Source organism: Actinomycetospora sp. NBRC 106375 (assembly GCF_030269665.1).
GTDB lineage: Bacteria > Actinomycetota > Actinomycetes > Mycobacteriales > Pseudonocardiaceae > Actinomycetospora.
The window spans coordinates 1-21,552 of sequence record NZ_BSTS01000038.1; the positions used below are offsets into that span (position 1 = coordinate 1).

Here is a 21,552-nt window from a genome sequence, read left to right on the forward strand (position 1 = left end):
CGTCCCAGCCGGTGTAGCGCGAGGCGGGGCAGAGGTTCTCGTCCCCGCGCCGGCAGTACCGGCAGGTGCCGCAGGTGTGGCGCAGCCACGCCACCCCGACCCGGTCGCCCTCGGCGAACCCGGTGACGTCCTCGCCCACCCGCTCCACCCGGCCCACCACCTCGTGCCCGGGGACCACACCGGCGCGGTGGACCGGCAGGTCGCCCTCGGCGACGTGCAGGTCGGTCCGGCACACCCCGCACGCCAGCACGGCGACCAGCAGGTCGTCCGGCCCCGGCGTCGGCACGGCCTCCACGACCCTCTCCAGCGGCCCGTCGGCCGCCGGTCCCGGCCGCCGCACCCTGAACGCCCGCATGTCGCCCACCACGGCAGATGTCCCCTTCCGGCCCGACTGTCGATCAGCGTGCCCCGACCGTGACCGGCGTGGCTCCGATCGGCTCTACCCCGGGTCAGCGCCGAGGACAAGGCTGGTCGTCACGACGTCGGGCCGGGAGCGTGGGAGGGATCGTGGAGGGCCGCGGAGAAGGAGCCAACGACACCACCAGCACCCCGGCCGGGGACGACGGCACGCGCCGCATCCCCTGGTGGGGCAGCGGCTTCGACGTCGTGCGCCGGGGCTTCGACCGCGCCCAGGTCGAGGAGGCTCTCGACCGCGCGCAGGCCGACCTGCGGATCATGACGACCGACCGCGACGCGATGGTGCGGGCCGAGGAACAGGCCCGGGCGGAGATCCGGGCGCTGCAGGCCGACGTCGACCGGATGGCGACGTCGCCGGTGTCGGTCGAGGGGCTCTCGACCCGGCTGACACACCTGCTGCGTCTCGCGCAGGAGGAGGCCGGCCAGATCCGGGTGCACGCGGCGGCCGAGGCGAAGGCGATCACCGACGAGGCCCGCGGGCGTGCCCGGGCGACCGTGGCCGAGGCGGTCGCCCGCGCGACCGCGATGACCGAGGACGCCGACCGCCGCAGTCGGGCCCGCCTGGCCGACGCCGCCGAGGAGGCGGCGGCGATCGTGGCCGGCGCCGAGCAGCAGGCCCGCACGATGCGCCGCGACGCCGAGCAGCTGCGCGACGAGGTCGGGCGCCGCCGCGAGGAGACCGAGGCCGAGCAGCAGGAGCTCCTCGAGCGCACGCGGGCCGAGGTCGAGCGGCTGGAGGGCGACGCGGCCGCCGAGCGCCGGCGCCGCGACGACGACGCCGACAGCCGCCGCCGTCAGCTGGAGGAGGACCTGTCCACCGCGCTCGCCGCCCGTCGCGCCGAGTCCGCCGCGGCGCTCGCCGACGCCGACGAGCAGCGCCGGAAGGCGGAGGACCGCGCACGGTCGGTCGAGCAGGAGGCGGCCGCTCGGCTGGACGCGGCGTCGGCCGCGGCCAGTGCGTTCGACGAGCACCGCCGCCGCGTCACCACCCAGCTCGCCGAGCTCCGTCGCACCCTCGAGCTCCCCGACCTGGACGCCGCGCCGGTCCTCGTGGCCGCCTCGGGGGCCGAGGTCACGCCGGCGGACGAGCCGCCCGGCCCCGACCACGGGCGGGGCGCCGCCTGACCGTCAGCCGGCCGGCACGCGCCGGAGGAAGCGCAGGACGGCGTCCGCGAACAGCTCGGGCCGGTGGTCGACCGACGGCACGCCCGTGCCGGGCAGCGTCTCCGCCACCGCCCCGGGGATCGCGTCGAGGATCGCGTCGACGTCGGGCAGCGAGAACGTGTCGAGCTCGCCGCACAGCACGAGGGTGGGCGCGGTGACGGCGCCGATGCGGTCCTCCATGCGGTAGCGGTTGACCGCCTCGTGGCCCTCCTCGACGCGGTCGATCACACCGAGGGCGTCCCGCACCAGCCGCTCCAGCAGGTCCGGGCGGTCGGCGGGGTAGTACGGCGCGCGGTTGTCCCACAGCGCGCGCAGGTGCGCGCCGTCGTCGCGGCGGGTCACCGCGTCGATCGGCGGCCGGCCGCTCGCCACCCGCTCCCGCCGGGCCGCATCGACGAACGGCATGCCCGAGACCACCAGCCCGGCGACCCGGTCCGGCACGCTCGCGGCGACCTCGCTGGCGATCACCGCGCCGGTGTGGTGACCGACGAGCGTCACGCGGTCGAGCCCGAGGGCGTCGCAGAGATCGACGGCGCCGCGGGCGAAGAGCTCGATGCTCCACGGCTCGGCGGGACGCGCGGACATCCCGAACCCGGGCGTGTCCATCGCGATCGCCCGTGCCGACCGCCCGACCAGCGGCAGGACGTCGCGGTACTCGTCCCACGAGCGCGGCGTCTGGTGCAGGAGCAGCACCGGCTCCCCCGCGCCGTCCTCGACGTAGTGCACCTGCCCGAAGCGGGTGTCCGCGAAGCCGTGGCGCACGATGCCCTCCTGTGGTCACTTGCACCGTACACAGTACGGCAGGTCAGGGGGCCCGCCGGAGGGCAGTGCCTCCTCAGAAGGTCGCCGCGACGTCGCGGGCGACGGCGTGGGCCTTGGCGCGGACCTCGGCGGCGTCGCCGGTCAGCGTCGGGTGGAAGCGGATCTCGCTGATGTCGGTGATGCCGGTCCAGGTCAGCCAGTCCTCGAGGTAGGGCGACTGGAAGTCGGTCCCGAACTCCGGCCCGAGGGCCGGGCCCCAGACGGCGCTCGTGTAGACGACGGCGGCCCGCTTGCCCCGGCCGGCGAACAGGTGGGTGTAGCCCTCGACGGGATCGACCCCGAAGACCATGCCGGGCTGCGAGACGACGTCGATGAACTGCTTGAGGACGTACGGGATGCCGCCGTTCCACATCGGGACGCTGAACAGGAGGCGATCGGCGGCGTCGAAGCGGTCGAACGCCGCACGCGCGGCGCGCCAGGCCGCGGCTTCCTCCCCCTGCGGGTCCGCGCCGGCGAACACCGCCATCTTCGCCCCGACCGCGGCCGGACCGAACGCCGGCAGCGTCCCGTCCCACAGGTCCCAGGTGTCCACGGTGTCCTCGGGGTGCCGCTCCGTGTAGGTGTCGACGAATGTTTCGGCGATGGCGAGCGACTCGCTCGCGGCTCCGCGGGGGCTGGCGGACAGGTGCAGCAGGTGGGTCATGGCTCCTCCTCGGCGTCTCCACGCATTTATGTGCGTCTGCACGCAATAGAACTATGTGCGTGCGCACGCGTCAAGTACGCTGCCGACGTGAGCGCCTCGACCGAGAGTGATCTGCGGCCGTCCCCCGACCCCGACGACCCCGGTGTGCAGGCCTGGTCGCTGGTCCTGCGCGCCCACGCCGCGCTGGTCCCCGTGATCGGGCGCGAGGTGGAGCGCGGCGCCGGGGTGCCGCTGAGCTGGTACGACATCCTGCTCGAGCTGAACGCGGCGCCGGAGCGCCGGCTACGGATGCAGGAGCTCGGCGCCCGGGTCGTCCTGTCCCGCTCGCGGATCAGCCGGCTGGTCGACGACATGGCGGCCGACGGCCTCGTCCGCCGCGACCCCGACCCACAGGACCGGCGCTCCTTCTTCGCCGTGATGACCGACGACGGCCGGGCGGCACTGCGGCGCGCGGCACCGGTCTACCTCGGGGCGATCCGCCGCCACTTCGCCGACCACGTCCGACCCGAGGAGCTCGTCGCCCTGCGCGACGCTCTCACGAGCGTCCTGGCGCCCCACGAGCGCGGGTGACGTCAGGCGAGCACGAGCCGCGCCGTCATCTCCCGGCGGCTGCTGACGCCGAGCTTGGTGAAGACGACCTTGAGGTGATCCTGCACGGTGTGCGGTGACAGGTGCAGCGTCGAGGCGATCGCCTGCGTGCTCGCCCCCTGCAGCACCAGGAGGGCGACGTCCTCCTCGCGGGCGGTCAGGCCGTGCGCGGCCAGGGCGAGCCGGCTCAGCGCTGCGCGCGAGGTCGGCTCGACGGTGACGACGACGTCGCTGCTGTCCGGTGGCCCCGCGAGTGCGGCGGCGCGCAGGCTCAGCCACCGCCCGGAGCCGGCCTGCGCTTGCGTCTCGGTGTGCTCGCCGCCGGTCCGGGTGGCGGCGACGACCGCGAGCAGGTTGGCCGGCAGCGCCCCGTGGTCCCATCCGCCGAGCTCGTCGATCGCGGCGCGGGCGGCAGGCGTCACGTGCGTGACCCGGTTCCCGCCGTCGACGATCAGCACCGCCGGACCCGCCGCGTCGGCGCCCGGCCCGTCCGGCGGACCCCCGAGCGCGAACAGTCGCCGCTGGACCGCCTCGGCGACGAGCTCGCCCACCGCGCCCAGCGCCTCGGCCTCGGCCCGGGCGAACGGCGGCTCGTCCCGGCCCCGGGAGAGCGCCATCGCCGCCCACGGGGCCCCGCGTCCCAGGAACACCACCCGCAGCTCGTCGGTGAAGCCGAAGCGCGGGGCGAGGAACTCGCGGTGGCGCCGGCAGAGCTCGGGGCGGCCGTCGGTGTCGAGCGAGAGCACGCCGACCGGCGGCCGCCGGGTGGCGATCTCGGCGAACGAGTTGACGTCCGGCGGCCCGTACTCGAGCGCGGCCCACTCCTCGTCGCCGACGCCGAGGTCCCGCGTCTTGGACGCCCAGGTGACCAGCCCGGTGGCCGGGTCGGTGGCGGCGAAGCACGCGAAGTCGAAGGGGACGTGACGGGCCACCGTCCGGTAGACCGCCTGGGCGAGCGCCGGCAGGTCGGGCGCTGCGCCCATCGCGACCCCGAGCCGGTCGGCCAGGGAGCGCTGCGGGGGAGCCATGCACTCATCGTGAGCGCCGCCGCCCCGCGATGGAATACCCAGCGTGACAGTCCCCAGGTTTCTGGGATGTGGGCACCCCGCTCAGCTCAGCACGCTCTCCCCCATGAACAACGCTGAGTACATCGCCGACACCGACCACTGCTGGTGGGACCACACCCGGGCGCGCTGGGTGCCCGCTGAGCGTCCGGTCGTGGACGTCCGAGACATGGTCGTCGTCCACACCGCCCTGCTGCGGGAGTTCCGCCTCGCGCCCGCTGCCGTCGGCCGGGTCCCGGCCGGGGCCCGGCGCGCGGCCGTCCGCGTCGACCGGCACCTCGGCCTGCTCTGCGACCTGCTCCACCACCATCACGCCGGGGAGGACGAGCTCCTCTGGCCCCCGCTGCGCGCACAGGCTCCGGCTCGCTCGGGCGTCCTGCTCGCCGAGGCCGAGGCCCAGCACGAGGGGCTCGACGCAGCGCTCGGCAGCGTCGCCGACGCGCGGCGCGCCTGGGTCGAGCGGGCCGAACTCGACGCCCGTGACGCTCTGGTCGAGGCCCTGCGGGAGCTGCACCGGCTGCTCGCCGAGCACCTCGACACCGAGGAGCGCACCCTGCTGCCCCTCGCGGCCGCCCACCTCACCGAGGCGCAGTGGCGCGCCGTCGGCGAGGCCGGCGCCGCCGCGGTGCCGGCGAGCGCGATGCTGCTGGTGTTCGGGATGTTCGCCTACGAGGGCGACCCCGAGGTCCTCGCCGGGATGCTCGCCGACGCCCCGGCGCCCGTCCGCGCGCTCGTACCCCGCCTCGCTCCCCGCGTGTACGCCCGCCGCGCCGCGCGCGTCCACGGCACGGCTCGCCCCTGATGCCCGGTCGGCCCCGTCAGGACGACGCCGGCACCTCGCGCCGGACGGCGCGGCTCGCCGCCGCGGCGGGGTGGCGTAGGAGCATCCGCCGCCCGACCAGGACCCCTGCCCCGGCCACGAGCATCGCGACCGCCGCGACGACCCACGCCGTCGCGAACGACATCCCGGTGGCCAGCAGCCCGAAGCCGACCGGCCCGAGGCACCCGCCCGCGTACACGCCGACCTGCACGATCGCGGTCGCGGCGGCCGGGGCGGTCGGGTTGAGGCGCACCACGGCGAACTGCAGCAGGCCGGGCCAGGACCACCCGAGCCCGAACCCGAGGACGGTGCCCACGACCAGCGCGACCGACCCCGGCACCGCGAGCAGCACGACCCCGGCTGCACCGAACAGCAGGCAGCCGGCGACCACGGCGACGTGCCCGCCGGCGCGTCGGTCGGCGAGCCACCCGTGCACCATCCGCATGACCACCGCGACGACGCTGCCGAGCGTCAGCACGAGGCCGGCGGTCCCCGGCGCGACGCCGCCGTCGACCGCCGAGGCCACCAGGAAGATGCTCAGGCCGGTCGAGCTCGCGGCGCCGAGCCCCGCCGCGGCACCGATCACCGCGAGGGCCGCCGTCGCGCGGTCGGCGGCGCGGTCGCCCGAGCGTTCCTCCGGGCCGGCCCCGCGGGGTGCGGCGACGAGGGCCGCCAGGGCGATCCCGGCCGCGATCACGTAGGCCCAGCGCCAGCCGATCGTCAGTCCCACCGCAGGAACGGCGAGGCCCGCGAGCAGCGTCGCGAGGGGCACGCACGCCTGCTTGACCCCGAACGACAGCCCGAGCCGCGCCGGCGGCATCGCGCGGGCGAGGGTGAGGTTCGTGCTGAGCTGGCCCATGACGTTCGTCCACGCCCCGAGCAGGACGATCGCGACGACGGCCGCGTAGCTGCGGGCGAGCCAGGCGGTGAGCAGCATGGCGATCGCGGCGCCGACCAGGGCGATCCGGCTCGTGCGGCGCGAGCCGAGACGTTCGACGAGCTTCCCGACCGGCAGCGACACCAGCGCCGAGACCCCGAAGTACGCGGAGACGACGAGCCCCAGCGCCGCCGGGTCGAACCCGAGCTCGTCGCCGATCTGCACCGACAGCGCGCCGAGCAGGAACACCGGCAGCACCGTCGCGGTCGTGATCGCGACGGCGCCGGACCCGACCCTCAGCGCCGACTGCTCCGTCATCGTTGAGCAACGCTAACGGAGTACCGGACGGACGGGGCCGTTCCGGGCGAGGGTCACGCCGGGCAGCACCCTCAGACCAGCGCGGTCCCGATCAGCCCCTTGCGCGTCACGAGGCCGGCGAGCTCCTCCTCGCCGAGTCCGTCCGTGCCGTCGGGCCGACGCGGCAGCACGAGGTAGCGCGACTCCGCGCTCGCGTCCCACACGGTGATCCGGGTCGTGGCGGGCAGCTCGACGCCGAACTCGCGCAGCACCCCGCGCGGATCGCGGACCACCCGCGAGCGGTACGCCTCGCTCTTGTACCAGCCCGGCGACGGCCCGAGCAGGGCGATCGGGTAGCAGGAGCAGAGCGTGCAGACGACGACGTGGTGCTCGTCCGGGCCGTTCGCCATCACCGTGAGCTTCTGCTCCTGCAGCGCGCCGCCCATCGAGTACCCGAGCTCGGCGATCGCGGCGTTCCCGTCGGCCAGCAGCCGCTCCCGGTAGCCCGGGTCCGTCCAGGCCCGCGCGACGATCGCCGCACCGTGCGCCGGCGAGCCGCCGGCGGCGAAGGCGTCGATGCGCTCGTCGACCTCCCCGGGCGCGAGCCACCCGCGCTCCTCGAGCAGGGCCTCGACGTGGCGCACCTGCGCCGCGACCGGGCTGCTGGCGTGCTCGCCGCTCATGACCTGCTCCCGTCGGGTTCGAGGTAGTCCTCCCAGAGCTCGACCACGACGGCGTGCTCCCCGTCGCCGAACAGCTCGCTCGCCGGGAACCGCACGTGGTAGACGGCCCGCGGCGCCGACCCGAGCCCGCGGGCGCGCTCGTCGGCGAGGGGGTGGTGCCCGGCCGTGGCGACGATCTCGCCCCGGGCTCCGCGCGCGTAGCGGGGCAGCCGGGTGTGGCCGGGCGGATCGGCGATGCGGGTGCGGACGCGGTCGCCCGCGACGAAGCGGTCAGGCACCGGCGAGCTCCTCGGGCGTCGCGATCCCCTTCTCGGCGAGCAGCGTCGTGATCGCCCGGAACCACTTCTCGTAGTACGAGGCGGCGAGGTACTCCTCCGGCGGGATACGCTCGATCGCGTCGCGGAACTCGTCGAGGTTGTAGACACCGCGGCGCAGCATCGCCCCGTTCAGCGCGACGACGTGCGCCTCCCAGTCGGCGTGGAAGGCGGGCTCGTCGGGCTCCTCGACGATCGCCGGGAACCCGACCATCCCGCCGACGTCGTTGATCCTGCTCACGGGTCGTTCCTACCGGAGGGCGCGTCAGCGCGGCAGGTCCACCGTCATCCGGACCGTCGTGCCGAGATCCGGGTCGCTGTGCACCTGGACGAGGTCGCAGAGCTGGTGGGCGAGGTGCAGGCCGTACCCCCGCCCGTCGGCGGGACCGCAGCCGTGCCGGCCGACGAGCGGGTCGGCGATCCACCCGCTGTCCTGGATCTCGCAGACGACGGCGGCGGACCTCTCCCGCGTCCACAGCGCGAGCAGGCCCGGACGGCCGGTGTGCAGGACGGTGTTGACCGCGACCTCGTAGGCCGCCAGCGCCAGGTCACCGGCCCGAGCCTGGTCCAGACCGGCCCGCACTGCGTGCTCGGCGACGGCCGTGCGCACCACCCGGGGCCCGGTCGGGGCGTCGAAGACGAGCGTCTCGCCGAGCTCCACCGGCTCGCCCAGGGGGCCGCTGAACCAGTGCGCGAGCTCGGCGGGGTCCGCGTAGTGCTCGCTCGTCGACGTCGTGCCGTTCTCGATCACGACGGGGTGGGTGCGCGCGGCGTCGGCGATCCAGGTCGGGTCGAGCGCGCCCGTGTCGTACGGGCAGAGGACCGCGACCGGGCGGTCGGCCAGGGCGACGTTGATGAGCGCCTCGTGCTGGGCGGCGGCCGCGTACTCGTCCTGGCCGCGTCCCGCCCAGATGGGCTCGCCGATGATGCGGACCTCGTCGTGGTCGGCGTGCTCGTCGGCGAAGGCCCGCAGGACGCCCGCAATGATCCGCCCGGGGTTGCGGCCCGCGACCGTCATGTCGTGGAAGACGACGTCGGCGGCATCCGGGCCGAGCCCGTCGCGGACGAGGTCCAGCCGGCTCGGCGGCGCCGCCATCATCACCGGGCTCCCCGCCGCGATCCCCTCGCGCAGGAACGGGACCGTGCCCGCCACGTACGCGGCGTCGTCGCCGTAGAACAGCGCAGGGTGGACCAGCCCGCCGGACTCGATCCGGCGGTGTCGGCCCTCTGGGACTTCTCGCACTCCGTGGCACCCGGTGTTGACGACGCTGGCGCAGCCATCATGCACGCTCGGCTGCACGCCACCGACGGTTTCCCCGCATGCTCGGCGAGCGGTACCGGCGTTCGGACGACACGAGCGTCGCGAGGAGGTGAGGCGTCACCCCCGGGCGTCGGCCACGAGCACACTCACCGGTGCCGCGGTCGACACGGTCCGTACATGCCGCAGCCCGGCGCGGGCGACGAGCTGCGCGTACTCCCGCTCCGTGCGCTCCCGGCCACCGACGAGCGCGAGCATGAGGACGTCGAGCATCTTGCCGACGTGCGGCTCGTCGCCCTCGGGCAGCACCGTCTCCAGGACGAGCACCTGCGCCTCGGGCGCCATCGCCTCGCGCACGACCCGCAGGATCGCGACGGCGTCGTCGTCCTCCCAGTCGTGCAGGACGCTGGAGAGCACGTAGCGGTCCGCCCCGGATGGGACCGCACGGAAGAAGTCGCCGGCGACGACCTCGGCGCGATCGCCGAGCAGCGCGGCGGCCCCCGCGACGACCTCCGGCCGGTCGAGCACCACCGCCCGGATGCCGGGGTGGCGGTCCAGGACCGCGGCGACCAGCTCGCCCCGCCCGCCACCCACATCGACGAGACGGCGCACCCCGGCGAGGTCGACCGCGTCCAGGGCAGCGGCGACGAGGTGACGGGCGCGGCCGCCCATCGCGCGGTCGAAGCCGGCGGCCCGGTCGGGGCGCGTCGCGAGGTAGGTCCACCAGTCGGTGCCGTGGTGGACATCGAACGACGGCTCGCCCGTGCGCACCGAGTACGCGAGGTCGCCGAACGTCTGCCGGTACTCCGGCGACCCCCAGTTGCGGGCGTGGTCGCGCATCGACCCCGGGACGTCGGTGCGCAGCGTCCCGGCGAGGTCGGTGAGCCCGAAGCATCGCGGCGCCACCTCGGTGAACACCCCGGCGGACGCCAGGGCGCGCAGGACGCGGTGGAGCGCGCCGGGGTCGACGCCGGTCGCGACGGCGAGGTCGCCGACCTCGCGCGGTCCGCCCGCGCAGAGGTCCGCGACCCCGAGCTCGGCGACGACGGACACCAGCTGCGCGGTCACCGAGCCGTACAGCAGCCGCATCACGGCGAGTCCGGGCGCCTCCGGGGGCATGACCGGATGGTGACGCGGGCGTGCCCGGTGGGCGAGCCGCCGAACGACCGCCGCGGTTCGGCCGCCGGCGGTCCCCGGCCGTGGCGGCTCAGCCCGCTCAGCCCGGCCGCACCCATCCCGTCACGAAGGCGAACTGGTCCTCGAACCGCAGGACCGGGTCGTTGCGGTACGCGTGGCGGAACTGCTCGATGCCCTCGCGCAGCTCGTCGTCGGAGAACTCGGAGAGCACCGACATGTACCGGGACTCGAGCATCCGGACGTAGCGGTCCCGGTCGATCGCGGCGTGGAAGGTCCGGTAGCTCACCGACGCCCGCAGGCCGACGGCCCCGATCTCCTCGACGATCTCGGCAGGAGCCGGCTGGAGCTGCTCGAACCGCTCGTGCGCCGCGCGGAAAAGCGGGTGGTGGATGCTCTGCGGGAGCATCACGATCAACAGCCGGCCGTGGCGCGAGAGCAGCCCGCCGAGGCCGGCGAGCGTCGTCGCGCGGTCCGCGACGTGGTGGATCGACTCCTTGAGGATGACCGCGTCGAGCGGTGTGCCGTCGGGGATCGCGACCTCCCCCGACGCGAGGTCCTCGGCACGGCCGACCACCGGACGCAGGCGCGGCGACGCCGGGAGCTGGTCGAGCATCGCCGGCACGGGGTCGACGCACAGCACCGGGCGCGCCGGCTCGACGTACTCGCAGAGCCGGCGGGTGTAGAGGCCGGTGCCGCACCCGACGTCGGCGATCGCGTCCGAGCTGGTCAACCGCAGCGCGTCGGCCATGGCCGCGGCGAACCGGCGCACGTAGTCCGGGTCGTAGGTCCAGTGCTCGTTGTAGCTGCCGGCGACGCGCTCGTAATGCTCGACGGTCTGATCGGTCATGGCAGGCACCCACTCGCAGGCTCCGATGGCGACGTTCGGGCGACAGGGTGACACGTCCGCGGCCGAACGGAGAGGATGGCCGGACGGCAATGAGGGCGATCGGCGACCGGGCAGGGGCTGACGCAATGACGATCACGGGCTCGATCACCGGCCGGGGCATGACCCTGAGCGACATCCTGGCCCGTTGGTCGCGGGTCACCCCGGACGCGGTGGGGTTCGTCGACGCCGCGACCAGGGAGCGGCGGACCTACGCGCAGGCCGACGACCGGATCACCCGCCTCGCGAACACCCTGCTGGCCGACGGTGTCGCGCCGGGCGACCGGGTCGCGGTGATCGGCCTCAACGGTGTCGCGCTGCTCGAGTCGTACATCGCGGTCCTGCGGGCGGGCGCGATCTGCGTACCGGTCAACTTCCGGCTCGTCGCCGGGGAGGTCGCGTACACGCTGAACGACTCGGGCGCGGTCGCGGTGGTCGCCGACACCGCCACCGCCGACGTCGTGCGCGCGGCCCGGGCCGACGTCCCCGGCCTGCGCCGCGTGATCACCATCGGCGGCGACCTCGAGGAGGTCCTCGACGCCGCGGACCCGACCTACCACGAGCTCGCGATCGCCGACGACGCCACCGCGTTCATCATGTACACCTCGGGGACCACGGGCGCCCCGAAGGGCGCGATGCTGACCCACCGGAACCTCTACCTGCACGCGTTCTCGTCGACGATGCACCTCGGCGGCCCGGGCGGCCCGAGCGTCTGGATGGCCGGCACGCCCCTGTTCCACATCGCCGGGCTGGCGGGCTTCCTGCCGTCGCTGCTCGCGGGCGGCACCACGATCATCCCGGCCTCGGGCGGGTTCGATCCCGACGAGACGCTGGCGATCCTGGAACGGGAGCGCGTCACGGCGTGCTTCTTCGTCCCCGCCCAGTGGGCGGCGCTCTGTGCCCGGCCGGGCGTGGCCGAGCGCGACCTCTCGGCGCTGCGCAAGGGCTCGTGGGGCGCGGCACCCGCGTCGACCACGCTGTTGCGGACCATGATCGCGACGTTCCCGGACGCCGAGATCGTCACCTCGTTCGGCCAGACCGAGTGCAGCCCGGTCACCACGACGCTGCGCGGTGAGGACGCGGTCCGCAAGCTCGGCTCCGTCGGTACACCGATGATCAACGTCGAGGTCCGCGTCGTCGACGACGCGATGGAGGACGTCGCACCCGGGGAGGTCGGGGAGATCGTCTACCGCGGGCCGCTGGTGATGTCGGGCTACTGGAACAAGCCCGAGGAGACCGCCGAGGCGTTCCGCGGCGGGTGGTTCCACTCGGGCGACCTCGTGCGGCAGGACCCCGACGGCTACTACTACGTCGTCGACCGCAAGAAGGACATGATCATCTCCGGCGGCGAGAACATCTACTGCGCCGAGGTCGAGAACGTGCTGGCCGGCCACCCGCAGGTCGCCGACGTGGCGCTCATCGGCGTCCCCGACGACCGGTGGGGCGAGACCCCGCTCGCGGTGGTCGTCCCGAAGGACCCGGCCGATCCCCCGACCCTCGACGCCCTCGACGAGCACTGCCGCTCCCAGCTCGCCCGCTACAAGCGCCCCCGCCGCCTCACGCTCGTCGACGCGCTGCCGCGCAACGCGACGGGCAAGGTGCAGAAGACGGTGCTGCGCGAACGAGAGGTCGCCGGGTCGCCGACGGCGCCCGAGGCCGTCTCCTGAGCCGTGATCGCCGCGCTCTCCAGTTCGATCGGTGAAGGTGTCGATCAGCGGTTCTTTCCTGAGTGTCACCAGCGTCGTGTGTCGTGGTGCTCAGCTTGATCAGGAGCACTTCGTGCACCGCGGGCACGCCCTCGCGGTGGATGACGCGCCCGTGATCTCGGGGCCCGGCGCCCGCGTCCGCCCCGACCTCCCCTCGTCGCCGGGCCGGAGCCAGACCGGGCTCCGAGACCGTCACCCCGGTGGCGTGAGGCCGTAGCGGGCGACGACGTCGGCGAGCCACTCCGGCGCGCCGAACTCGACGCCGTAGCGCCCGGCGAGGTCGGCCAGCGCGGCGGGCTCCGGATCACCGCTGTTCACGAGGTCCGCGAGCTCACCGAAGAATCCCTCGAACCCGGCCGGGGAGATGACCTCGATCATGCGGGCCTGCCGGTCGGCGGCGTTCCACATGGTGTGCATCTCGCCCCGCGGTTTGACGATGTAGCCGCAGGGGCCGAGAACGACCTCCCGGTCCTCGGAGCGGAAGCCGATCTCGCCCTCGACGACGATCGAGTACTCGTCCTCGCGCGTGGGCCGGTGAGGCGGCACGAGGGCGCCGACCGGGAACGGGTGCTCCACCATCGCGAGCGCGCCACCGCTGTGACGGCCGCTCAGCTTGACGTCGACCCCGATCGGGCCGAGGTCGCCGCGTCGACCCTCATCGGGCCGCACCACGGTCAGGGGCAGGACGTGCGTCATGGTTCGTCTCCTCTCTCAGGGCACGAGGACCGCGCGGCCGTGCGTCCGGCCGTGCTCGAGGTCGTCGAGGGCGTCGGCGAACGCCTCCAGCGGATAGGTGCGGGTCCGCACCTCGACGCCTCCGCCCGCCGCCAGGGCCATCAGCTCCCGCAGGTCGTCGTGCGTGCCGACGGCGTTGCCCACGACGCTGATCTCCGGCAGCACGAGGTGCAGCGTCGGGACGGTGAGGGTGCCTCCGTAGCCGACGGCGAAGTACGTCCCGCGCGGACGCACCATCGCGAGCGCCGTGGCAACCGCGTCGCCCTCGCCGACGAAGTCGAGCACCGCCTCGGCACCCGCGCCGCCGGTGAGGCGCTGCACCTCCTCCACCGGCTGGTCGCCCACGACGTGGTGCGCCCCGCAGTCGGTCGCGAGCTTGAGCGCCTCCGGGTCGGGATCGACGGCGACCACCTCGGCGGGGGTGTAGGCGCGCAGACACTGGACGGCGATGTGCCCGAGCCCGCCGACGCCCTGCACGACGACCCGCGTCCCGGCCCCGAGCAGCGGGACGGCCTTGCGCACGACGTGCATGACGGTCAGCCCGGCGTCGGCGTGCGGGGCGACGTCGACCGGGTCGAGGGCGGGGCCGAGCGGGAGGACACCGCGGTCGGTCGTGCGCAGGAGCTCGGCGAAGCCGCCGTCGCGGTTGAGGCCGGTGAAGTCGAGGCCACGCTCGCAGCGCATGTCGTCGCCGATGCGGCAGGCGGCACAGCGACCGCAGCTCTGCTGGGGGTAGCAGATGACGGGGTCGCCGACGCCGACGTTCTCGACCGCGGCGCCGACCTCGTGCACCCAGCCGCTGTTCTCGTGCCCGAGGGTGAAGGGCAGCTCCACCGGCACGAGCGGCGCGAACCAGCCCTGGCCGATGTGCAGGTCGGTGCGGCACACCCCCGCCCCGCCGACGCGCACGACGACGTCGTGGGAGCCGGTCGCGGTCGGCTCGGGGACCTCATCGAGGCGTGGACGCTCGTCGTAGGCGTGCAGGCGGACGGCCTTCATGGCTCCTCCTCGGGACGGGGCATGTCGGCCGTCAGCCTGCGGAGGACCGGTCGCACGCCGGTCGCAGTGCGGTCGCACGAGGATCAGCCGGAGATGGCCCCCAGCCGGTGGGACCAGCCCGGCATCCCGAGCTCGGCGAACGCGACCCGCGCCGCATGGGCGAACGGACGAGCCGCAGCCCGGTCTCCGCGACGGTGGTGCATGAGCGCCTCGTCGTGGTCGACGACGGCGCGGAGCGGCCGGGCACCCTGGTCCTCCAGTACGCGGCGGGCCTCGGCGAACCACTGGCCCGCTTCCTGCGGTCGGCCGTCGAGCGCGCACAGACGGGCGAGCGCCAGCCGGGCGTCGGTCATCGGGAACCGGAAGTCGGCGGGCAGCGCCTTGTCCCGCAGCGCCGCCTCGACGATCGCGAGGTGGTCGCGACGATCGAGCAACCACAACGTCTCGGCCAGCTCGCAGGCGGTCCGCCCGTAGTTCGGTGCCCAGGCCGGGGCCCGCTGCAGCGCGTGCACCGGCTTCGACAGCAGCCGGCTGGCGGCCGGTCCGTCGCCCCGCCGGGCGTGGATCCGCGCGCCGATCCCGTCGATCGCCGCGCTGCCCCAGTGACGTTCCGGTCCGGGCTCCATCCACGGACGGAACGCGGCGAGCCGTTCCGCCCAGCCCGTGTCGCGGGCCATGGTCAGCGCGTCCTCGGCGCCCTGGTGGTGGAGCAGCTGCCAGCCGAGGCCGAGGCCGGGGAGGCGGTCGACGAGCGACGCCGACCGCGCGATCTCGCGGGCGGCCTCCGCGAACTCGCCGAGCGCCACCAGGGCCCGCCCGGCGCTCGATCGGCAGTACACCTCCCAGGCCAGCTGGCCCCGCGCCTGCGCCGCGTCGGCTTCCTCGGCGAACCGCGCCGCCCCCGTCACGTAGTCGCCGACCAGGTACGTCGCCACCGACGGGTCGTCGGCGGCCTCGGCCGGGATCCGCTCGCGTCGCCCGTAGATCGCGGCCACGGCATAGCGGGCGAGGTCGCCGCGCCCGGCGAGCCGGCCGGACCGGTGCAGGACCTCCAGCGCCGCGCGACGGCCCGGCAGGTCGAGGGGCATGCCGGGGTGCGCGGGGTCGTCGGCCTCGCGGCGGTCCAGGTCGAGCACGGTGAGCGCGGCCCGGCTGCCGGGGTCGGCGTCCTCCCCCGCCGCACGCAGGCCGATGGGCGCGAGCGCCCAGGCGTGGCGGTTGCTGCCGGCGGTGGCCAGGACCGTGGCGACGTCCGCGGCCGCCGTCACGCGCCAGCACGGATCGGCCTGCTCGCCGGCCAGGACCTCCCGGGCGACCGCCACTGCGTCGTCGAACCGCAGCGACCACGCGAGTGCCACGGCCCGCTGCACCGCGAGCGCCGCCCGGCGCCCGTCGCCGGCGGGCAGGAGCTCGAGGGCGATGCGCAGGAAGGCCGCCTGCTCGTCGTGGGCGCCGGCGCAGCGCGCCTGCTCCGCCGCCTCCAGCGCCGGCGCCACCCCGGCGTCGACGCCGGCGAGCGGGACGGCGCGGTGGAACTGCACGGCGACCTCGGCGGCGCCGGCCCCGGCGCCGGCTCCGACGCCAGGTCCGAGTCCGGCGCCCCGCGCCTCCACCATCGCCTCGCCGAGGGCCCGGTGGAGCCGGAGCCGCCGCGAAGGGTTGAGCGCCTCGTAGACCGCGTGCCGGATCAGGGCGTGGGTGAAGTCGTACCGGTCGGGTTCCGTGCCGACCACGACCAGACCGGCCGCGAGCACCTCGTCGAGAGCCGTGAGTGCCTCGTCGGCGGCCACGCCCGCGACGGAGCGGACGGGCTCCCAGGGGAACGGGCCCTCGATCGCCGCGGCCGTGTCGAGCAGACGGTTCGCCGCGGCCGACAGCCGCCGACGCCGCCGCGCGACGACCTGGCGGGCGCCGTCCGGCGTGCCGGTGCCGGCCAGGTCCGCGCGGAGCCGGCCGTCGGCGCCGGCCGTCACCGCACCCGTCTCGCCGAGGTGCCGCGCGATCTCGCGGGCGAAGAACGGGTTGCCGCCGGTCTCGGCGGTGATCGCGGCGGCGAGGTCGTTGGACGGTCGGGCACCGGCGATCGCGCCGAGCAGGTCGGTCATCGCGGTCACGTCGATGCCGCCCAGGCGCAGCACGGTGCACTCGGTCTCCGTGCGCATCGCGGCGAGCGCGGCGTCGAGGGGATGGTCCGCGTCGACGTCGTGCTCGCGGTACGCGCCGGCCACGAGGACCGGGACGTCGACGGTGCTGCGCGTGAGGTGACGCAGCAGGGCGGCCGTGTCCGCGTCGGCCCAGTGGAGGTCGTCGAGCAGCAGCGCGACCGGGACGGTCCGGGCGAGGTCGACGACGTGCCGGACGACACCGTCGAACACCCGGGCCCGCACCTCGTCGGCCCGCAGCCGGTCACCACCGGTGGCCGGGGCCAGCACCGCCGGCCCCAAGGCCTCGGCGAACGGGTGGAACGGTCGGGCGCCCGCGCCCTCCAGGCACCGACCACGGAGCACGGTCACGGAGTTCGACCCGGCGAGCTCGGCGAGCAGGCGGCTCTTCCCGATACCCGCCTCGCCGCAGACGAGGACCACCGCGCCGCGGCCCGCCCTCAGACCGTCGACGTGCGCGAGCAACGATCGGAGCTCGCGCGTGCGGCCCACGCACGGCATCGGACCCCGGTCCGGGACGGCGGCGCGGCGGTGGCCGGTGGGACGCAGCCCGGCGTCCTGCCGCAGGATCGCCGCCTCCGTCGCGCGTACCTCGGGACCCGGCTCGACCCCGAGCTGGTCGGCCAGCACGCCGCGCAGGCGGTGGTAGGCGGCCAACGCCTCCGCCTGCCGCCCGTCCCGGTAGAGGGCCAGCATCAGCTGGTTCCAGCGGCGCTCACGCAGAGGACACCGGTCGACGAGCGTCTCGGACTCGGTGACGGCCTCGTGATGGCGGCCGAGCGAGAGCAGGACGCTCACACGGTCCTCGCGGATCGTCTCCCGCAGCTCCTCGAGGCGCGCGGCCTCACCACGGGCGAAGGGCAGGTCGGCGAACTCCTCCAGGCTCGGCCCCCGCCACCGGGCGAGGGCGTCGTCGAGGAGCGCCAGGGCAGCCTCGTGACCTCCGACCCGCTCCACCTCGCGGGCCCGCGCGACCGCCCGCTCGGCAGCGACGACGTCGGTCTCGCCGGTGAACAGGTAGCCGGGCGACCGGGTGACCACGGCGAGCTCGGCGCAGGGGCGCGTCGAGCGCCGCAGCCGCAGGACGTGGTTCTGCAGCGTCTTGCCGGCCGTGCGCGGCGGCGCATCCCCCCAGAGCGCCTCGATCAGGCGGCCTTCGGACACGACCTGCCCGGGGTGGAGGGCGAGGGCGGCGAGCAGTCGGCGCTCCTTCGCGCCGTGCAGGTCGACCACGACGTCGTCGTCCTCGACCTCCAGGGCCCCGAGAAGACGCACCCGCGCGGACACACCGTCAGCGTCACGCGTTCCGAAGCTAAGTCCAGTGTCCGAACGGGCGACAGCACCGACCCGGTCTTCCACGCGGTGTAGCCGCCGGGTCTTCTGCTGGATCGGCGGGGGCGGGACGATGGTCGACCCACCGGACGGAGAGGGGGGCGCGGCGGTGACGACCTACGACGACCTCACGGCGCTCTACATCAACACCACGCTCAAGCGGTCACCGGAGCGCAGCCACACCCAGGGCCTGATCGATCTCAGCATCGGCATCCTGGAACGGCAGGGCGTGCGGGTGAGCACCCTGCGCGCCGTCGACCACGACATCGCCACCGGCGTCTGGCCGGACATGACCGAGCACGGGTGGGCGACCGACGAGTGGCCGGCGATCTACGAGCAGGTGCTGGCCGCCGACATCCTCGTGCTCGCCGGCCCGATCTGGCTGGGCGACAACAGCTCGGTGACCAAGCGCGTCATCGAGCGGCTCTACGGGTGCTCGCACCTGCTCAACGACGCCGGGCAGTACGCCTACTACGGGCGGGTCGGCGGGTGTCTGATCACCGGCAACGAGGACGGCGTGAAGCACTGCGCCATGAACGTCCTCTACAGCCTCCAGCACCTCGGCTACACGATCCCGCCGCAGGCCGACGCCGGGTGGATCGGCGAGGCCGGGCCCGGGCCGTCCTACCTGGATCCGGGGTCCGGCGGCCCGGACAACGACTTCACCAACCGCAACACCACGTTCATGACGTGGAACCTGCTGCACGTCGCGCGGATGCTGCGCGACGCCGGTGGCATCCCCGCCCACGGCAACCAGCGCTCGGAGTGGGACGCCGGATGCCGCTTCGACTTCGTCAATCCCGAGTACCGCTGAGGACCCGCGTCACCCGGGCGGCCGCTCGACGCGGAGCCTAACGTCGTTCGACGATGCTCATCGTGTTAGACAAGCCTCGCCGCGATCGTGCTGCCGAACGCCGTGAGGCTACGAGCGCCGAGATCGTCGACGCGGCCTGGGAGGCCGCTCGCGAGCAGGGGCTCGCCGCCTTCACGCTCAAGGAGGTCGCCGAGCGCGTCGGGATGCGGGCGCCGTCGCTCTACGGCCACTTCGCCTCGAAGACGGCGATCATCGACGCGATGTTCGCCCAGGCGTGGCGGGAGTACCGCGTCGTGGCCGACGAGACGTTCTCGGCCGTGCCGAGCGCGCCGCGCGAGGCCCTGGGCGCGGTCGCGACGACCTACTTCGAATTCGCGGTCGCGGACCTCGTCCGGCACCAGCTCATGGACACCGCCGCGGTCCCCGGCTTCCGGCCGTCCGACGAGGCCTACGCCCCGTCGGTCGCCGTCTACGAGCAGCTCGTCGGGCTGCTGCACCGGCTCGGGATCACCGACCCCGACGAGCGCGACCTCTACACCGCACTGATCGGGGCGCTCGTCGAGCAGCAGCTCGCCAACGACCCCGGCGGCGAACGCTGGCGGCGCCTGCTGCCACGGGCCGTCGACATGTACGCCGATCACGTGGGCCTGCCCGGCCCGTCGCTCCAGGGGGAACCATGACCGCCACCGACACCACGGCCGACGAGACACGAGCCCGGGTCTCGACGCTCGACCGCGCCACCGCCGACCGCCTCGCGGCCACCGAGTACGCGCGGTTCGGGGACCTGCTCGCCGGTCTGGACGCCGACCAGTGGCGCGCCCCGACCGTCTGTCCCGGCTGGGACGTCCGCGCGGTCGCGGCGCACTGCCTCGGGATGGCGGTGATGATCGCGACGACGCCGGAGATGGTGCGCCAGAACGTCAAGGCTGCCGTGCGCAGCAAGCGGCGCGGCACGGAGTTCATCGACGAGCTGACCGGCCTGCAGGTCGAGGAGCGCGCGACGATGACACCGGCGCAGATCGCCGAGGCCTACCGCGCCGTCGCGCCGCGGGCTGCGGCGAGCCGCGCGGGCGCGAAGAACCTGACCCGGCGCATGACGATGGACGGCGGGACCGGTGAGGGGACGTGGACGATGGGCTACCTCTGGGAGACGATCCTGACCCGCGACCCCTGGATGCACCGCGTCGACATCGCCGACGCCGCCGGCGCGGAGATGACGCTGAGCGCCGAGCACGACGGTGTCCTCGTCGACGACGTCGTCCGCGAGTGGGCCGCGCGCCACGGGCGGCCGTTCACCCTCGAGCTCACCGGCCCCGCGGGCGGGCGCTGGGAGGTGGGTACCGGCGGCCCGGCGCTGACCGACGACGCCCTGGAGTTCTGCCGTCGCCTCTCCGGCCGCGCGCCCGCCGACGGCCTGCTGGCCACCCCGGTGCCGTTCTGAGCGTCACCCGAGCGTCGTCATGAACGCCCAGAGCCGGTCGTCCAGGTCGCGCACGCAGTACTCGCGCACGCCGTAGGGCATGTCCGTGGGCTCGTAGACGATCACCGCGCCGGCGTCGCGGACGCCCGCGTGGTGGGCGTCGACGTCGTCGACCATCACCGACAGGCCCGCGGTGTCGAACCCCCGCGACCGACGGGGACTGCATCCGGAACTCGGGCGAGACGGGGTGCAGCCAGATGACGCCGTCGCCGGCCATCACCTCCGCGTGCTGCACGACGCCGTCGCCGTCGCGGTCCACCCGGCCTGCCTCGAACCCGAAGGCGGCGCAGCAGGATGATCCGGTAGAGCCGGTCGACCTCGTCCGCGGCGTAGAGGCGGTGCCCGGCACCGTTGCGCGCCGACGGGCAGAGCAGCCCGATGTCGTCGTAGTAGTGCCACGTGCGCACCGTCAGACCCGTCACCCGGGCCAGCTCCCCGACCCGGACGTCCCCCGCCAGCGACGCCATGCGGTGACGGTAGGACCCTGACGCCGCGTCAGGGGCAAGAACGCGCGCGGGCGACGAGGTCGTCGAGGTGTCGGTAGACGTTGCGACGGCACCAACCGCCCGGACAGCCCGGACACCCCCGCTCCGGCGCGATCGCGGCGACGACGAGGCCGACGTCGAGGTCGACGACCCGCACCGCCGCCGGCAGGGGGCGATCCGGGAGGTGGACGGCGACCGCGGCCAGGCCGGCGTCGGGGTGGAAGCACACCCGGGTGGTCAGCACGCGATCACCGACGGGCAGGCGAGGGCCGCCGCCGCGGGGTGCGCGGCGGCGGCTCGGGGGTCCCGCATGCTCAGCGTTCGTAGACCGCGGTGATCGTCGCCCGGGCCAGCGTGTGGCTGAACAGGTTGAACCCCAGGAACGCCGGTGAGGCACCCCGCGGGATCCCGAGCGTCGGCACGTCGACCGCGTGCACCACGAAGTAGTAGTGGTGCACGCCGTGCCCCTCGGGGGGCGCCGCCCCGAGGTACTGGTGGATGCCGGCGTCGTTCGGGAGCGTGATCGCCCCCTGTGGGAGCCGGGATCCGTCCGGGTCCCCCGCGCCGGCCACGAGCTCCGTGACGTCGGCGGGGAGGTCGGCGACGGCCCAGTGCCAGAAGCCGCTGCCCGTCGGTGCGTCGGGGTCGTAGCAGGTGACCGCGAAGCTGCGGGTGGCCGTCGGGAAACCGTGCCAGCGCAGCTGCGGCGTGCGGTCCTCCCCACCGGGCACGCCCATGATCGCGCTGGTGTGCGGCGCGGCCAGCGGGGTGCCGTCGGCGATGTCGGTGCTGGTCAGGGTGAAGGTCGGGACCTCCGGGAGGAAGGTGTACGGGTCGGGCGGAGCGAGAGCTGTGGTCATCGATGTCTCCGT

25 protein-coding genes are annotated in these 21,552 nt (G+C 74.7%); 7 read left to right on the forward strand and 18 right to left on the reverse strand.

What is annotated here, in order from left to right:
- On the reverse strand, window positions 1–355 hold a 355-nt coding region (locus tag QSK03_RS31650; protein WP_285659665.1), incomplete at its 3' end, for an alcohol dehydrogenase catalytic domain-containing protein.
- Between the two features lie 152 nt (window positions 356–507).
- Here QSK03_RS31650 and QSK03_RS31655 point away from each other — a divergent pair.
- Window positions 508–1,542, forward strand: a complete 1,035-nt coding sequence (locus QSK03_RS31655; RefSeq protein ID WP_285659666.1) for a hypothetical protein — start codon at window positions 508–510, stop codon at window positions 1,540–1,542.
- A 3-nt stretch (window positions 1,543–1,545) separates the two neighbouring features.
- Here QSK03_RS31655 and QSK03_RS31660 read toward each other — a convergent pair whose 3' ends face one another.
- On the reverse strand, window positions 1,546–2,343 hold the full coding sequence (locus QSK03_RS31660) for an alpha/beta fold hydrolase (RefSeq protein WP_285659667.1): 798 nt from the start codon (window positions 2,341–2,343) through the stop codon (window positions 1,546–1,548).
- A 73-nt stretch (window positions 2,344–2,416) separates the two neighbouring features.
- The gene (locus QSK03_RS31665) at window positions 2,417–3,046 is read right to left on the reverse strand and encodes an FMN-dependent NADH-azoreductase (RefSeq protein WP_285659670.1); all 630 of its coding nucleotides are present in this window, start codon (window positions 3,044–3,046) and stop codon (window positions 2,417–2,419) included.
- An 87-nt stretch (window positions 3,047–3,133) separates the two neighbouring features.
- On the opposite strand from QSK03_RS31665, the gene QSK03_RS31670 reads away from it, so the two are divergent.
- Window positions 3,134–3,616, forward strand: a complete 483-nt coding sequence (locus tag QSK03_RS31670; RefSeq protein ID WP_285659672.1) for a MarR family winged helix-turn-helix transcriptional regulator — start codon at window positions 3,134–3,136, stop codon at window positions 3,614–3,616.
- Window positions 3,617–3,618: 2 nt separating this feature from the next.
- Here the strand turns inward: QSK03_RS31670 and QSK03_RS31675 are convergent, their stop codons facing one another.
- The gene (locus QSK03_RS31675) at window positions 3,619–4,662 is read right to left on the reverse strand and encodes a helix-turn-helix transcriptional regulator (protein WP_285659674.1); all 1,044 of its coding nucleotides are present in this window, start codon (window positions 4,660–4,662) and stop codon (window positions 3,619–3,621) included.
- 103 nt (window positions 4,663–4,765) lie between these two features.
- Between QSK03_RS31675 and QSK03_RS31680 the strand changes: the two genes are divergently transcribed.
- A complete protein-coding gene (locus tag QSK03_RS31680) occupies window positions 4,766–5,500 on the forward strand; it encodes a hemerythrin domain-containing protein (protein WP_285659676.1) in 735 nt (244 codons plus the stop codon).
- A 16-nt stretch (window positions 5,501–5,516) separates the two neighbouring features.
- Here the strand turns inward: QSK03_RS31680 and QSK03_RS31685 are convergent, their stop codons facing one another.
- The 7 genes from QSK03_RS31685 to QSK03_RS31710 all read right to left on the reverse strand — a co-directional run bounded on the left by QSK03_RS31685 (window position 5,517) and on the right by QSK03_RS31710 (window position 10,931).
- Window positions 5,517–6,713, reverse strand: coding sequence for an MFS transporter (locus QSK03_RS31685; protein ID WP_285659678.1), 1,197 nt, complete (start codon window positions 6,711–6,713; stop codon window positions 5,517–5,519).
- A gap of 71 nt (window positions 6,714–6,784) precedes the next feature.
- Window positions 6,785–7,375 (reverse strand): nitrile hydratase subunit alpha, encoded by a 591-nt coding sequence (locus QSK03_RS31690; protein WP_285659680.1) that lies wholly within the window; start codon window positions 7,373–7,375, stop codon window positions 6,785–6,787.
- Window positions 7,372–7,653 carry an SH3-like domain-containing protein gene (locus tag QSK03_RS33330; protein ID WP_352232081.1) on the reverse strand — a complete coding sequence of 94 codons (282 nt, stop codon included), beginning with the start codon at window positions 7,651–7,653 and terminating at the stop codon, window positions 7,372–7,374. Before QSK03_RS33330 ends, QSK03_RS31690 begins: the two co-directional genes overlap by 4 nt.
- Window positions 7,646–7,930 carry a hypothetical protein gene (locus QSK03_RS33335; protein WP_352232082.1) on the reverse strand — a complete coding sequence of 95 codons (285 nt, stop codon included), beginning with the start codon at window positions 7,928–7,930 and terminating at the stop codon, window positions 7,646–7,648. The genes QSK03_RS33330 and QSK03_RS33335 overlap by 8 nt, the downstream gene beginning before the upstream one ends.
- Before the next feature lie 24 nt (window positions 7,931–7,954).
- A complete protein-coding gene (locus QSK03_RS31700; protein WP_285659681.1) occupies window positions 7,955–8,932 on the reverse strand; it encodes an anti-sigma factor RsbA family regulatory protein in 978 nt (325 codons plus the stop codon).
- 135 nt (window positions 8,933–9,067) lie between these two features.
- Window positions 9,068–10,066: a methyltransferase gene (locus tag QSK03_RS31705; RefSeq protein WP_285659683.1), complete on the reverse strand. Its 999-nt coding sequence runs from the start codon at window positions 10,064–10,066 to the stop codon at window positions 9,068–9,070.
- A gap of 97 nt (window positions 10,067–10,163) precedes the next feature.
- A complete protein-coding gene (locus QSK03_RS31710; RefSeq protein ID WP_285659685.1) occupies window positions 10,164–10,931 on the reverse strand; it encodes a class I SAM-dependent methyltransferase in 768 nt (255 codons plus the stop codon).
- Window positions 10,932–11,056: 125 nt separating this feature from the next.
- Here QSK03_RS31710 and QSK03_RS31715 point away from each other — a divergent pair, with 125 nt between their 5' ends.
- Window positions 11,057–12,634, forward strand: a complete 1,578-nt coding sequence (locus tag QSK03_RS31715; protein WP_285659687.1) for a long-chain-fatty-acid--CoA ligase — start codon at window positions 11,057–11,059, stop codon at window positions 12,632–12,634.
- A gap of 231 nt (window positions 12,635–12,865) precedes the next feature.
- On the opposite strand, the gene QSK03_RS31720 is transcribed toward QSK03_RS31715, so the two are convergent.
- From QSK03_RS31720 to QSK03_RS31730, 3 genes are all read right to left on the reverse strand, one after another.
- Entirely contained in the window at window positions 12,866–13,369 is a 504-nt protein-coding gene (locus QSK03_RS31720) for a cupin domain-containing protein (RefSeq protein WP_285659689.1), read from the reverse strand.
- A 15-nt stretch (window positions 13,370–13,384) separates the two neighbouring features.
- Entirely contained in the window at window positions 13,385–14,407 is a 1,023-nt protein-coding gene (locus tag QSK03_RS31725; RefSeq protein ID WP_285659690.1) for an NAD(P)-dependent alcohol dehydrogenase, read from the reverse strand.
- Between the two features lie 83 nt (window positions 14,408–14,490).
- Complete coding sequence (locus QSK03_RS31730; protein WP_285659693.1) at window positions 14,491–17,856, reverse strand: ATP-binding protein; 3,366 nt, start codon at window positions 17,854–17,856, stop codon at window positions 14,491–14,493.
- Between the two features lie 154 nt (window positions 17,857–18,010).
- Between QSK03_RS31730 and QSK03_RS31735 the strand changes: the two genes are divergently transcribed.
- From QSK03_RS31735 to QSK03_RS31745, 3 genes are read left to right on the forward strand one after another with little or no spacing between them, the layout of a single operon-like run.
- On the forward strand, window positions 18,011–18,715 hold the full coding sequence (locus tag QSK03_RS31735; protein WP_285659695.1) for a flavodoxin family protein: 705 nt from the start codon (window positions 18,011–18,013) through the stop codon (window positions 18,713–18,715).
- Window positions 18,716–18,768: 53 nt separating this feature from the next.
- Complete coding sequence (locus QSK03_RS31740; RefSeq protein WP_285659697.1) at window positions 18,769–19,395, forward strand: TetR/AcrR family transcriptional regulator; 627 nt, start codon at window positions 18,769–18,771, stop codon at window positions 19,393–19,395.
- Window positions 19,392–20,156: a maleylpyruvate isomerase family mycothiol-dependent enzyme gene (locus QSK03_RS31745; protein WP_285659699.1), complete on the forward strand. Its 765-nt coding sequence runs from the start codon at window positions 19,392–19,394 to the stop codon at window positions 20,154–20,156. Before QSK03_RS31740 ends, QSK03_RS31745 begins: the two co-directional genes overlap by 4 nt.
- 3 nt (window positions 20,157–20,159) lie before the next feature.
- On the opposite strand, the gene QSK03_RS31750 is transcribed toward QSK03_RS31745, so the two are convergent.
- The 4 genes from QSK03_RS31750 to QSK03_RS31765 form a co-directional block, all read right to left on the reverse strand.
- On the reverse strand, window positions 20,160–20,321 hold the full coding sequence (locus QSK03_RS31750; protein ID WP_352232083.1) for a VOC family protein: 162 nt from the start codon (window positions 20,319–20,321) through the stop codon (window positions 20,160–20,162).
- Window positions 20,312–20,662 carry a MerR family transcriptional regulator gene (locus QSK03_RS31755; RefSeq protein ID WP_285659703.1) on the reverse strand — a complete coding sequence of 117 codons (351 nt, stop codon included), beginning with the start codon at window positions 20,660–20,662 and terminating at the stop codon, window positions 20,312–20,314. The genes QSK03_RS31750 and QSK03_RS31755 overlap by 10 nt, the downstream gene beginning before the upstream one ends.
- Before the next feature lie 28 nt (window positions 20,663–20,690).
- Window positions 20,691–20,924, reverse strand: a complete 234-nt coding sequence (locus QSK03_RS31760; RefSeq protein WP_285659704.1) for a hypothetical protein — start codon at window positions 20,922–20,924, stop codon at window positions 20,691–20,693.
- Window positions 20,925–20,994: 70 nt separating this feature from the next.
- Window positions 20,995–21,540 (reverse strand): YbhB/YbcL family Raf kinase inhibitor-like protein, encoded by a 546-nt coding sequence (locus tag QSK03_RS31765; RefSeq protein WP_285659705.1) that lies wholly within the window; start codon window positions 21,538–21,540, stop codon window positions 20,995–20,997.
- Window positions 21,541–21,552 lie beyond the last annotated feature (12 nt).